Source organism: Microscilla marina ATCC 23134 (assembly GCF_000169175.1).
Lineage (GTDB): Bacteria > Bacteroidota > Bacteroidia > Cytophagales > Microscillaceae > Microscilla > Microscilla marina.
On sequence record NZ_AAWS01000040.1, the window covers coordinates 1 to 13,988 of the forward strand.

Sequence of the window (13,988 nt, forward strand, 5' to 3'; positions counted from 1 at the left end):
CAAAACTTAAACTTAAAAAAATGAAACGTTTTAAAAATTTAAGCTTATTTGTGCTTAACCTGCTAATTTTGAGTGCTTTAATGGCTTTTGTACCAGGTGATAGTGGAGATTGTACCATGTATATTGCCAGCAGCAAAGGGGCCACCATGGAGCTGAAAAACTATTCTCGTAAGGGCAAACTACAAAACATTGTGCGGCTAAACATATCTGACAAAACCGAAGCAAATGGCAAAGTAATGTTGAACGTAGACTACGCCTATTACGATAAAAAAGATAAAGACGTAAAGGCAAAAGGGAAGTACAAAGCAGTGTGTGAAAATGGGGTGTTTAAATTTGAGTTTGGGGCATTGACTCCAGTGGCAGGGCAGCAAAAGGGGAAAAATATGAAAATAGAGATGGAAAGTGACTACCTCGACATTCCGGCAAATCCTAGCGTGGGTCAAACCCTGAAAAATGGCACCCTGACTATGAAAGTACAAGCCGAAGGAATGCCTAATATGTTTAATACCAAAATAGCAATGACTGATCGTAAGGTGGTAGGTTTAGAAAAGGTAACGACTCCTGCGGGTACTTTCGACTGTGTAAAAATAACCTATAACAGCGAAATGAAAATGTCTTTTATAAAAACCCGTTCACGTACGGTAGAATGGTTTGCCAAAGGAGTAGGGCTGGTACGGTCGGAGTTTTATAACAAAAGAGGGAAGATGGCAGGTTATACAATCTTGACCAAGTTAAAGAAATAATGTTTTTGAGCCTGCCCAAGGCAGTTTTATTGCCCGAACAAGTTTGATGTTTATGCAAATTGTGATAAATTGTACCCATAAAGTTAAATTTAAATCGCATAACAATGAAAAATATCACAAAACAAACAAGCAAAAAAACGCAAAAGCTGTCTGCCAAAGAGATGCAAAATCTAAAAGGTGGCTCTAAAAGAATTTATGTGGGCAACTTGCCTGGTGGTGGTTGATCAGCATACACCCTACCAAAAGCCCTTGTTTATAGCCATAAGCAAGGGCTTTTTTGTGCCAATAATAAAAGCAACTGTTTACCAGAAAAAAAATATAAAGTGTATTGGGTTTTACGTTTTCTAATCAACTTTAGCTTCTTCTTAACCTATCCCGAAATATCTTTTGCTGCAATGAGAAGCTATTGCCATATTTGTTGTATTTTTACGTGAAAACGCAAAATCGTATGAGTAATGGGTTGAATGTAGACAAACATTATTTTGAGTGTATTATCAGGTGCTTATGTTTCCTTCTTTTTACTTTATGTGTATGTACTTTATCTTTGCAGGCTCAAAAAATAGACAGCCTGAAAGCCATGCTTGAAAAAACACCCCCGAATATTCACCGTATTACGCTGTTAAATAACTTAGCAGAAGCCTACCTAAACAAGCACCCCACCACGTCTATTAAGTACGCTAAACAAGCGCGTCAACTAGGGAAAAAACTCCAATATATGCCTGGTTATCTTCGCTCATTCAATCACGTAGGCATTGCCTACATTGTGTTGAGTGAGTATGACAAAGCCATTGCCGAACTGCTAAAGGGGCTCAAGTTGGCAGACAGTGTTCGCCTCGACAGCCTACAAGGATTGCTCAACCTCAATATTGGGCTTATTTATAGCAAGCTTCAAAAACCTAAAGAAGCACTCAAACACTATCAGACAGGATTGATGCATAGCCTGGCGGTCAAACACATCAAAAATGCGATCGTTTCATACAATAATATAGGGTATACCCATATTGCAGAAAAAAGGTATGCAAAAGCCTACCTTCCTTTGTTTGAAGGGCTCAAGCTTGCCATAGCTACCAAAGATGTAAAAAACCAGGGATTGATTTACAGTAATTTGGCATTGATTTATTATCACCAAAAAAGCTATAAGCAAGCAGAACAAACTTTCATTAAATCTATTGACTTGTCTAAGAAAGCCAAAGACAGCTTTTCTATACTAGGTACTTACGTAGATTTTATTCAGTTTTATTTAGATACTAAACAAACCAAGCCTGTACCCCAACATTTGAAAGATGCCCTGCATTTGGCAAAGGTGGTAGGAAGCAAAAATTTTGAGGCTAACTTTTATGAGTTGTACACCCAGTACTATAAAACCAAGGGAGATTTTGAAAAAGCTTTGCGTTACAAAGAGCAAGCCATTGGGTTGAAAGACAGCGTGTTTAGCATGAAAAAAAACAAGCAGATAGCCCGGCTAAAAGCAAACTATAAGCACGAAGCTGAGAAGTTGGTACTGAAGCAAGAAGTAGCGCTCGAAAAAAAAGCCAGACAAACTCAAAAAATGATTTCTGTGATAGCCCTCATTGGTTTTGCGGCCATTATTATAGTGGCTTTGCTGCTTTACAGAATAAACCAAAAAAGGCGTAAAACTAACCAACAATTGGCAGTGCAGAAACAGGAAGCAGAAAAACAACACGATGTGATCAAAGAAAAAACAATGGAAATACAGGCAGCATACCATACCTTACAAGAAGTAAACAAGGAGTTACAGCAAACCCAGGCCGAAATAGCCGCCCACCGCGATACACTACAAAGTAAAAACAAGGAGCTCTCGTGGTACCGTTACCGCATTGGCAAAAGTATAGAAGCCGCCAAACTTATTCAAACTGCCATCTTGCCTGATAGTACCAGTCTTCGCGACTATTTTAACGAATACTTTGTCTTGTATAAGCCCAAAGACGTGGTTTCGGGCGATTTTTATTGGGTAGATCAACAACAGGTGCAAACAATTTTGATTGTGGCTGACTGTACCGGACACGGGGTACCAGGGGCATTTATGAGTATGGTGGCCAATACCCTGCTAGACAATATCATTAAAGTAGACAAGGTGCTCGACCCTGTAGGTATTTTGAATTTGTTGCATAAAAAAATAAAAAAGGTGTTGCGCCAGGAAGATACCCGTAACAACAGTGGAATGGACGTGGCAGTGTTGGTTTTGGAGCCACAAACAACCAGCAGTGTAGCCGTGGTATTTGCGGGAGCCAGGCGTCCTTTGTTTTATATCAGACAAGGTCATAGAGAGATAGAAGAACTTAGGGGTACCCGTAGGGCTATTGGAGGCATACAACCCAAAAACCGGGAGTTTGAAAAAAAGACGTTGTTGTTGCCCGCAGGTAGCTTGCTTTATGTAGGGTCAGACGGTTTGACCGACCAAAATGATAGGGAACGCACAAAGTTTGGTAAAAAAAGACTGAAAAACCTGTTGCAAACCAATGCCCGCTTGTCGCTTGCTCAACAATACGAAGTGATCAATAAAGAGCTATCGCAGCATATGCAAGGTGTAGAGCAACGCGACGATATTTTATGGATGGGAATAAAAGTTTAAGCGAGTTTTTAATATAGGCAAGGTGTATTACTAATCACTCCCTGTGCCTGTTTTGAGCAAGAAAAAACGAGGTGTATAATGCAAGTACAGCCCTGCGGCAACTTCTACCTTTTGGTGGTTAAAATCGTAGCTAGGCTCTAGCCTAAAACTAAAGGTAACATCGGGACTGATACGTACATTGCGCAGGTAGCGTACCAATAAAATATCACGATGGCGTTCTGTATAGGTTTTGTTGGTTACTCCGGTAGAGCGGTACAGCCCTCCTCCTTGTGCCGAGTTGAACCGATCGCCCAGCCAAATGCTACCCATCAAGTCGCCCCAGCGGGTAGCCAGGGTAAAATTACCGTAAAACGCTCGTCCATTGTCAAAGTCGGGTTGCCCTATGGTTACTTCTGCTGCTTGCGAGGCAAGTACGTAATTTTCGAGCCGTAACTGTTGTACAAAAGCGTGTTTACCAAAATTGAAGTGTACCTGTAGCCCGGTGGCAAGGTTCATGGTATTGAGAATGGGTTTGGCAATGAAGGCTTCTTGCCCACCTTGATGCAAAATGGTAAACTGTACGGGTACTTTTACTTGAATGCTATGGGTGCGCAATGGGGCAATATAAGTATGCACCCCTCCAAATATCTCTTCTTGCACCCCCCGACGCATGGCAGTTTGCCAGTCTACCCATAAATCAAGGTACCAACCGGGTTTGTGATGAATCAATTGTAGCCCGTTTTCCAGACGGTTGGTCATTACCCGGTCAAAATCATACAAAGGTTCGATCAAACGGTGGGCGAGGTTGCCTTGTAGGGTGCCTAAAGTAAGGCTGGTGGAGTCTTTTTTGAACTTGACCGAAAAAACCGGGGCTACGGTCGTAAAATAGTCATTGCCAAAGTCTTGCAACACATACAGGCCTGCGTCTATCCTTACGTTTTTTGCTGGGAAGTAAACCAAACGTGGCTTAAGTTGATAGCCAAACAGGGTATACCCTGGAATAATGTCGTTAAAGTACTCGTTATTTTTTACAAAATTGAGGTTATGCACCTGAAGGTAGAGTTTTTGAGCATTTTCGGGGGCTATTACCAATGAATCTTCAAATACCCGATTGTTTAACTGTGCAAATGCCACGTTTTTGAGCAAAGCCAACCCCAAAAAACCTAAAAGTGCGAATATTCTCCCCTGCATGAAATTAAATAAGAAAAAAAAAGTAAATTTTGCCAAGTTTATTTTAGCAAATCAATCTCTATTATCCGTAAAACTTTGTATATTTGCTCACATAAATAGCAATTAGAACAGATTGTAAGTAACTAAATATTTTTCTAAATTGCTTTAAATCTGATAAATATTAGGGATGCTTCTACTAATCTATTAAGCAAAACTAATTAACCCAAGTTGCAGCATATAAACTGTAAAAGCTTAACTTCCAGCTATTTATATATTTCAGGTACGAATATAACTGGCACTTGAAGCTTGTCGCTTGTACCTCGCAACTTCAATTAATTATATAATATTAACATCAATCATATCATTTTTTTAAACGCGCATTTCTTATGTCAAATAACAACACTACTGAAAAACTAAAAGCCCTCCAAATGACCTTAGAAAAGCTGGACAAAGCTTATGGTAAAGGAACGGTGATGCGTTTGAGCGACGAGAAAGTAGTAGAGGTAGAGGTAATCCCAACAGGTTCGCTGGGGCTTGACATTGCCCTCGGTGTAGGCGGCATTCCTCGTGGTAGAGTAATAGAAATATATGGCCCTGAATCTTCTGGTAAAACTACTTTGGCAATGCACTGTATAGCCGAAGCCCAAAAATTAGGAGGCATTGCGGCTTTTGTAGATGCAGAGCACGCATTTGATAAAACCTATGCCGAAAAACTAGGCATCAACACCGAAAACTTGTTGATTTCGCAGCCCGATAACGGAGAACAAGCCCTCGAAATTGCCGAGCATTTGATTCGCTCAGGTGCCATTGACCTGATGGTAATTGACTCGGTAGCAGCTTTGGTACCTAAAGCAGAGATTGAAGGTGAAATGGGAGATAGCAAAATGGGGTTACAGGCACGTTTGATGTCTCAGGCATTGAGAAAACTCACCGGAACCATCAACAAAACAAGTTGTTCTTGTATTTTTATCAACCAGTTGCGCGAAAAAATTGGGGTAATGTTCGGAAACCCTGAAACCACTACTGGTGGTAATGCCCTTAAATTTTATGCGTCTATTCGTATGGACATTCGCCGCATTGGACAGATCAAAGAAAGCGCCGATAATATTACAGGTAACCGTACCAGAGTAAAGGTAGTGAAAAACAAAGTAGCACCTCCGTTCAAAGTAGTAGAGTTTGATATTATGTATGGGCAGGGAATCTCTAAAGTAGGCGAGATTTTAGATTTAGGCGTAGAGCTTGACATTATCAAAAAATCTGGTTCTTGGTTCTCTTACAAAGGGTCTAAGCTCGACCAAGGGCGCGACAAAGTAAAAGCGTTGATCTCAGACAACCCTGACTTGTTTGAAGAGTTAGAAATAGCCATTCGTGCCAAAATCAATGGCGAAGACCCTGAGCAAGCAATCAAAAAACGCAAGGGCAATGGCAAAGTAGAAAAAGCGCCAGCCGCTGACGAAGCCAAATAACAAAGTTTTTTATCCCTTAGTTTATACAAGGTGTCGAGGTATCGACACCTTTTTTTATGTGTCTTAGTAGATTACTTGCTTGATATTGACCAATTTTTGTGGTAAATTATTGTCATAAAAAAAATAGCAAGATGTCGAAAAACCTGCCCATATCTCCTCACCAATTAGACAAACAAGCGCATGCTTTATGGGCAAAGCTCGACCATGTTCAAAATGACCACGAAACCAACCTTGCCCTGAAAAAGTCGGGCAAAATGCAGTTTTGGCAAAATTATGAGGCACTGCTTCATACAGCTAAAAAAAATGCTACATACCTTCAGGTGTCTCCCAAGCCCATCCATACCCGCCGCCCTTCGCCTCCTTTACACCTTACCGGGGTTTTTATGATGAACGACCACAAGCTCAAGCAGTTTAAGAAAAAGTACTTGTATGCCAGGCAACTACCCGATGGAGTGTTTAAATTATTATTGGCATTGGTTTTAATTTATGTCAATATCCCACTTGGAGTAGGAGCGTTTTTGTCGTTGGTTGGTTTTTCAATCTGTATGATTGCCTTTAAAGTATTGGTAATGTCTACCTCGCTCGAAAACACTATTATAGAAGTACAACCTGATAAAATTATCCGACGAGGAGCCAGGTTGGCTACTGCTTTTATTGACCTGGACAAAATTCAAAAGATAAAAGAAAGTAATCTGGGACTGATGGTTAGCCAAACCGGATGGCGACATAATATCAATTATTGGCTTTGCGAAAACAACTTTACTTCTAACTCCAGAGTAGTATATATACCCAATGTGGTAGAGTCTTATGACGAAATCAAGGTTTTTTTGGAAGAGAAACTCGCCTGGAACCAGGGAGCCATTACCTAAACTTAGAATATACTATGAAACCAAGCGTTTTACCCAACAATTTAGAGCAAGCAGCCCATACCATGTGGGCACAATATGCGCAAGCCCCTTCAGAAGAGAAATTCTGGGAGAATTACCAACACTTGGTCAGGCAGGCACAACAACAAAAACCTGCATTACCCACCCGCAAGCCCCTCCCTACTGTAAATAGTGCCCAACTAATAGGAAGATTTGTGTTAGACGCCCAGCAACATAGAAAAAACATCAAACAAATGTTGGTATTATTATTTACATCGTTGACAATATTGTTTTTAAGCGATTCAAGCACCTCAGAGTCAGTCATTGTCACAGATATGGGCGTTTATGAGTTCCAGTCAAGCCATGGAGGTGGAATGAGCTTTTGGTTTTGGGTAGTAGTTATGATCATTCTGATCCGCTATTTGAAGCTTACCTTTAAAGCCCACCAACTAATGATAGAGTTGACTCCCCAATGCCTTATTCGTTATCAGGGTAACCGAGAAACCAGCAAAGTAGTACTCAAAAATATTGGTGTACTCAAAGAAAACAGTCAACATTTGGTAGTGTTTACCGAAGGGGTGACCAGTGGGCTGGAACACAACTTTGAGAGGCAAGTAGTACGCATTCCTAAAAACCTGGAGCAATACCCACAGATCAAGTATTACCTGGGGCAGCTCAGGGCACAAAAAAAATATGTGTAGCCTCGGTTTTACAGGTGTTATTGATTGCCTGGCTCGTTACTCAGCAATTGGCGCAGCGAAGCAAAATGTATCAAATAAGCCATAGGAACCACAAACCCTGGCAACCATATATAGGGCAGGCAAGCAATAAAGGTATTGGCAGGGGCATTATGAAACACCCTAAACGGGGTAGGTGCCGACAAAATAGCAATGGTAACAATGGTTGTGACCAACCCTAAACCAACCACGTTCCAGGCTATAGCCCAGCGTTTGTGCAAACGTGAACGTGTAAAACAAAAATACCCTATAGGCAAAGCAAACACCGCCGTGAGCACGTCGTAATTGAACCCCTCAAAAGTCATTTGAACTGGAATGACCTGCTCAATAAACAACGCCCACAAGATAAGCTCCATAGGAATACGAAAAACCTGTGCATACACCAACCAGTGAGAGGGGAGATGTGCAATAATAGCACGACCAGTGGTGGAACTCATAAAGGCAATGATGCAAAGCATGGGTACTACAAGTGCTATAGCAAAACGAGGGGGAATGGTGGAGAAATTGGCAAAAAAGCCCAGGTAGGATAGGCTTCCCGAAAGGGCAAACCAGCCAAAAAGCGGCAACGTCATCCAGGCAAAGCGGCGAATGAATTGGGGAGTACTCAGCCCCATTTTTTTGAGCCCGTATTGTACGCCGTACAAATAGGCTACCAGTAGTGCCAAAGTGAGCAAACCAAACAATAATGAGATATACAGAGGGGGATGCATAAAGTGAGAGTGTTTGTTGATAAATAAATGATAATGCAAGATAATACCTCATACCCAAAGGTGCATGTACCAAAATTGCTAATTGTTTTTTAGGCCGCACTTTTTACTTCCTGAAACATCAAACTATCCAACCATCAAACTATCCAATCATCGACCGATACTGCTGAGGCGACACCTTAAACCGTTGCCTAAATACCCGACAAAAAGACGTAGCGTTTTCGTAGCCAATGGTGTAGGCAATCTCGTGAACAGTCATTTGGGTAGTTTTGAGCAGGCTTTGGGCATTTTCGAGGCGTATCTTTGCCAGGTATTGGTAAGGTGTAAGCCCAAATACTTGCTTGAACAAGCGCAAAAAATGGTACTTAGACAAACAAGCTGTTTGTGCCAAATCGTCGAGCTGAATAGTACAGTGGGCAAAACTATGTAAATAATCCAAGGCAAACCCCAGCCGTTTGTACAACTCTACACGAGTAGTTTGCTTGATAGGAGGCAGTTGCTCTACCTTCTTAAGTATGTTGCGGTGCAGCTGTAGCAAATACACCAATATTTCGTACAGTTTCTCTTCCAGCCATAAGTGTTCTTGAGTTGTTTTGCTTGCAAACTGTTGCCCCAACGACAAAGTATTGACCTGATAATGAGGTGCTTGACGGATGGCTTGAATCAACCCCATCAGGTACGCATCTTTGCGGTGCAATTGGTTATAAAACAGTAGTTGAGGGCCATTGATATGCCCGCTGTTTTGGAGTAGGTAGTCAGAAGGCAACAACAAACTCTCGTATACCTGCTCTACCAAACGATCGGCAAAATGAATATTGAAAGTTTCTACCGGGCGAGATGTTTCAATGGCTAAAGTGTAATGTTGTTGTTGATTGGTTACAAAAAAGAATGCCTCAGGAATTGTGACTTGACGATTGTCTACTGTACAATGACTCTCTCCGCTAATGTTCATAAATATAGACAGCGCCCCTTTTACGTCTGGACGATAGTCTTGTTGGGTATGCACGTTTAGAATAGCCGTAGGCCAACCTTTTTTGTTTTGATAACTTTGTGTGATAAATTTTTTAAGGCTGCCCAAGTCAGGAAACTGCTTACGAATCATACTACATTTATCAAGGACGATGTCTCTAAGTGATCTTTCATAAATAATTTGAGCCATTAAAGTGTATCTATTGCCCTCATTCTTCTCAAAAAAAAAAGCCTCATAGCTTTGGCTATGCACCGTTTTTTTTGAATCGTCTGAGAACAATATATTTTCTTAAATTGGCACATCTTATTTTTTCCAGATCACTAAAATAGGGTGTTTTTGATAAAATCAGTCATAGATATAGTTACATTTTTCTAAAACCTGCAACTATATCTTATAAAAACCTTGTTTTAAAGTCTATTGCAAAAAATAGTAATACAAATACCAACTAAATACGTCTAAAATCAGTAAGTTATATTGTTAAACCATCATCAGCAAAGTATTTGCTGTTACTTTACAAAGTTGCTCAAAATTTTGGCTAACTTTAAACAAGCACTCAACCTAATACCACCCCTGGGTAAAAAATGATAGCCCTACGAACTGATTGATAAGATATATTATGAAAAAACTAAGGTTATGTATTCTTATCCTACTAACCTATAACAGCACCGCTTTTTCGCAAAAACAAGTCAGAATAGACTCACTCAAGCAATTGTTGCAAACCCGCCTTGACGATCGGCAAAGGGTAGACGTATACAATCTGATTGCCCATGAGTACCGTTCCTCAGACTCTGCCCAAGTAGCTCATTATGTTTCAAAGGCAGTAGAGTTATCAAATAAAACCGCTTATTATAAAGGCATTGCTGATGCTTATTACCCACTAGGTTGGGTGATGATGCACAAGGGACATTACCTTAAGGCTGCCAAACTGTATAACAAAACCCTGGAAGCTGCCCAAAAAGGGGACTATAAAATAGGGAAAGCCAATGCCTATAACGGTTTAGGGGTTAACCAATGGTATAAAAATGATTTTAAAGCCGCCCTTCGATACCTGACCCAATCGCTTGAATGGCGTAAACAAACCAACGATCAAAAAGGAATGGCAACCAATTATAGCAATATCGGGCTTATTCATTCTATGCAGGGCAATTACCTGAAGGCGTTGGCTTTTCAGGATGAAGGACTCGAAATTCGCCTTAAGCTCAACGACAAGCGGGGGATATCTGCTAGTTGCGACAACATAGGCGCTATTTATACCAGTCAAGGCAATTACCCACAAGCCCTTAAGGTATTATACAAGGCTCTAAGCATTAACAAAGAAATTGGGGCTAAAAACGGAATGGCTTACAATTACAGTAACTTGGGACTGGCATATACCAAGCAAGGCAACTACCCCAAGGCACTAGAGGTATATACCAAAGCATTGAAACTAGATGAAGCGTTAGGCTCTAAGAGCAGAATTGCCCGCACCTACGATAACTTGGGCATTGTATACTCCAAACAAGGCAATTACCATAAAGCATTGGGTTTTTATCAAAAAGCACTCAAGATAAGGGAGCAAACCAAGGATAAAAATGGAATGGCTTTGAGTTATAACAATCTGGGGTTGATTTATACCAGCCAAAATAGTTATTCAAAAGCACTGGCTTTTTTTCAGAAAGCATTGACCCTAAACCAGGAGGCCAACGTGCAACAAGAAGTAGCAGCCAATCACAACAATATGGGGACGGTATATTATCAGCAGGGCAAATATGACAAAGCATTGTTGGTATATAATAAGGCACTTAAAATAAGTGAAAAAATAGGCAACAAAAACGGAGTGGCTACTGGCAACCTGAAACTGGGAAAACTCTCACTTAAATTGCGACAATTTGACAAAGCACAGGCATACCTGGAAACTGCCTTGAGTATGCGGACTCAAATGGGCGAGAAAGATTTGATGGCAGAAGCTTTTGTTCACTTGGGAATGGCTCATTACCAACAAACAAACTATACAAAAGCCAAACAGTATTTAGTCAAAGGAGTAAAGTCGGCAAGGGGAGTGGGCAACCCGGTCATTGTGCGAGATGGGGTAGAGGCATTGGCAAATGTATACCAGCACTTGGGTAACTACAAAAAAGCCTACGAGTGTCAGGTACTTTTTAAGAAAATGGCCGATAGCCTTTTGAACGAAGTCAGTATACGAAAACTTACTCACCTGGAAGCCAGTTATACATCCAAAAAACGCGAAGATTCGCTTGCCAAAGAAAAAGCTTTGCTCAATGCCGATATCAGACAACGCAAACTTACCCAACGCACCACTTACCTGGGGTTGGGGCTTACCTCTGTATTGCTGCTGGTGGCCTTGTTTTTTTTCCGTAGTAAGCAACGTGCCAATCGGGAACTCAACAGGGTAAATGCTGACCTGGACTTGTCAGTAGAAGGGCTAAACAATGCCAATGAGGAGATTCAACAACAACAAGAAGAGTTGCGCGCCCAACATGCCTACCTGGAAGAATCGTACAAAAACATTCAACTACTGACCAATATAGGGCAAGAAATTATCGCCTCACTTGATTTAGACCAAGTGTTGTTTACCATTTATACCCACGTAAACAAACTGATGGATGCCACTATTTTTGGCATTGGTATTTATTATACCAAACGGCAAAGCATTGATTTTAGGCTTGCCATAGAGAGAGGACAACGCTATAAACACTATTCACGTAGTACCTTAGACAAGCAACAACTTGCCGTATTATGTATTGAGCAAAAAGCGTCAATCAGAACCGGAAACATCCAGCAAGAATACCCTGAGTTTGTTGAAAGTTTTAACATTAATACTCCACTTGAAGATGGTTCGCTTGCACAGATGCCCCGTTCGGCAATTTACCTACCCTTGTTGCTCGAGAATGAAGTAGTAGGTTTGATAAGTGTACAAAGCTTTGAAGAAAACGCTTACACCGACCGCCATTTCAAACTGTTAAAAAACTTGTCTTTGTATGTCTCCATTGCCATTGGTAATGCACAAATGTTTGAACAGTTGGATAACAAAAACCAAGACATTACTGCCAGCATTACCTACGCAAAACGCATCCAACGGGCAATCTTACCCTTCGAAAAAACACTCAAGCGACACTTACCTGACCACTTTGTACTTTTTAAGCCCCGCGACATTGTTTCGGGCGACTTTTACTGGGTAGAGGAAGCCGAAGGCAGGGTATTTATTGCGGTAGGTGATTGTACAGGACACGGGGTGCCGGGGGCTTTTATGACTATTTTGGGCTCACAGGCTTTGACTAATATTATTATCCAGAACAAAGTATATGCGCCCAAACAAATACTTACCCGGCTCGACTTGATTTTGCGTTATACCTTACGCACCGAAGATACTCAGGTGCGCGATGGAATGGATATAGCACTTTGTGTCATAGACAAGGCTACGCAAACAATGCAGTTTGTAGGTGCCAAAAGCCCTTTGATGTTGGTACAAAACGGTCAGTTGACAGAAGTTAAAGGCGATACAAACGGGATCAATGAGCACCACAAACAAGACGAAAAAATACAGCTGACCGTACACAACATTGATGTATCAATGCCTACTACTTTTTACCTATACTCCGATGGTTACCAAGACCAGTTTGGAGGAATGTATGGGCGTAAATTTATGAAGAAACGCTTCCGTGAATTATTGCATAGTCTGTCGGCCAATGACATGACAAAGCAAAAGGAAGTATTGGAGCAAACCCTTTTGGAGTGGGTAAGTGTAGAAAGCACCGGAATTACATCTGAAAACCAAGAGCCAGGAGGCAAGCAAAAACAAGTGGACGATATTTTGGTTCTGGGGGTGAAGTGGCAACCTTTGGGCAGTGAGTCACAAGCTTCAAGCGACAAGTCTTATGCATAGTTTGCTTATCGCTTGAAGCTAAAACCTGACGCCTATTTTAAGGTGCCAACCTCTTAATTATCCATTCATTTTCACCTCCCTCATACAACAAGCGATCGTGCAAACGACTAGCCCTGCCTTGCCAAAACTCTACCTCGTGGGGCACCAATACATAGCCACCCCAATGCAAAGGGCGCTCTACAGTTTTGCCTTCATACTCAGCAGTGGTCTCTGCTACTTTAGACTCCAGCACCTCTCGGTTTGCCACTTCGTAGCTTTGGGGCGACGCCAACGCCGATATTTGGCTACCCCTTGGGCGAGTACCGAAGTAGTCGGCAGAAGTTTGGTCAGACACCTTTTTTGCCTCACCATAAATACGAACCTGGCGCTGGAGCTCTGGCCAAAAAAACGTAAGGCAAGCCTGAGGATTTTCTTCAAGCTCTGCGCCCTTGCGGCTTGTATAATTGGTGTAAAAAGTAAAGCCTTCTGGGTTGGTATCTTTGAGCAATACCACCCTGCCCGATGGTTTGCCTGCTTTGGTAGCAGTGGCAAGGTGCATGGCAGTGGGTTCGTTTACTTCAGCTTTAATGGCTTCCTCTAACCATTGGTTAAATTGAGTGATTGGATGAGCAGCCACGTCTTTTTTATGCAGTGAATGTAAAGTATAGTCGGTGCGTATTTGGGATATTTTTGCAGAATTGTCCATAAATATGTAACTTTAAAATTGTTAGGAATTAAACCTAAAAACCTATTTCTTTGCTTAAAATTAATGTTTGTGATACATAAACATGATTGATAGCATTAAGTTTTACTTAATAAAAATAAGTGTATTGTTGCCAAATTTGACTTAATTGCAATGATACAGCATTTAGCCAAGAATTAAATAGTTTTTTTA

At 41.2% G+C, this 13,988-nt stretch carries 10 protein-coding genes; 6 read left to right on the top strand and 4 right to left on the bottom strand.

Annotated elements, in window-relative coordinates; all coding sequences use genetic code 11:
- Positions 1–20: 20 nt before the first annotated feature.
- Entirely contained in the window at positions 21–743 is a 723-nt protein-coding gene (locus M23134_RS38990) for a TapB family protein (protein ID WP_002701705.1), read from the top strand.
- Positions 744–1,320: 577 nt separating this feature from the next.
- Positions 1,321–3,336 (top strand): SpoIIE family protein phosphatase, encoded by a 2,016-nt coding sequence (locus M23134_RS27130; RefSeq protein WP_198145099.1) that lies wholly within the window; start codon positions 1,321–1,323, stop codon positions 3,334–3,336.
- 30 nt (positions 3,337–3,366) lie between these two features.
- On the opposite strand, the gene M23134_RS27135 is transcribed toward M23134_RS27130, so the two are convergent.
- Positions 3,367–4,506 (bottom strand): hypothetical protein, encoded by a 1,140-nt coding sequence (locus M23134_RS27135; RefSeq protein WP_002701708.1) that lies wholly within the window; start codon positions 4,504–4,506, stop codon positions 3,367–3,369.
- Between the two features lie 365 nt (positions 4,507–4,871).
- On the opposite strand from M23134_RS27135, the gene recA reads away from it, so the two are divergent.
- From recA to M23134_RS27150, 3 genes are all read left to right on the top strand, one after another.
- Positions 4,872–5,951 (top strand): recombinase RecA, encoded by a 1,080-nt coding sequence (gene recA / locus M23134_RS27140; RefSeq protein ID WP_002701709.1) that lies wholly within the window; start codon positions 4,872–4,874, stop codon positions 5,949–5,951.
- 131 nt (positions 5,952–6,082) lie between these two features.
- Positions 6,083–6,820, top strand: a complete 738-nt coding sequence (locus M23134_RS27145) for a hypothetical protein (RefSeq protein ID WP_002701710.1) — start codon at positions 6,083–6,085, stop codon at positions 6,818–6,820.
- A gap of 14 nt (positions 6,821–6,834) precedes the next feature.
- Positions 6,835–7,518: a hypothetical protein gene (locus tag M23134_RS27150; protein WP_002701711.1), complete on the top strand. Its 684-nt coding sequence runs from the start codon at positions 6,835–6,837 to the stop codon at positions 7,516–7,518.
- 17 nt (positions 7,519–7,535) lie between these two features.
- On the opposite strand, the gene M23134_RS27155 is transcribed toward M23134_RS27150, so the two are convergent.
- Positions 7,536–8,264: a hypothetical protein gene (locus M23134_RS27155; protein WP_053337397.1), complete on the bottom strand. Its 729-nt coding sequence runs from the start codon at positions 8,262–8,264 to the stop codon at positions 7,536–7,538.
- A gap of 139 nt (positions 8,265–8,403) precedes the next feature.
- On the bottom strand, positions 8,404–9,420 hold the full coding sequence (locus M23134_RS38995; protein ID WP_232296840.1) for a helix-turn-helix transcriptional regulator: 1,017 nt from the start codon (positions 9,418–9,420) through the stop codon (positions 8,404–8,406).
- A 427-nt stretch (positions 9,421–9,847) separates the two neighbouring features.
- On the opposite strand from M23134_RS38995, the gene M23134_RS27165 reads away from it, so the two are divergent.
- Positions 9,848–13,114 (top strand): tetratricopeptide repeat protein, encoded by a 3,267-nt coding sequence (locus M23134_RS27165; RefSeq protein ID WP_002701715.1) that lies wholly within the window; start codon positions 9,848–9,850, stop codon positions 13,112–13,114.
- Between the two features lie 37 nt (positions 13,115–13,151).
- Here the strand turns inward: M23134_RS27165 and pdxH are convergent, their stop codons facing one another.
- Entirely contained in the window at positions 13,152–13,799 is a 648-nt protein-coding gene (gene pdxH / locus M23134_RS27170; RefSeq protein ID WP_002701717.1) for a pyridoxamine 5'-phosphate oxidase, read from the bottom strand.
- Positions 13,800–13,988: the final 189 nt, after the last annotated feature.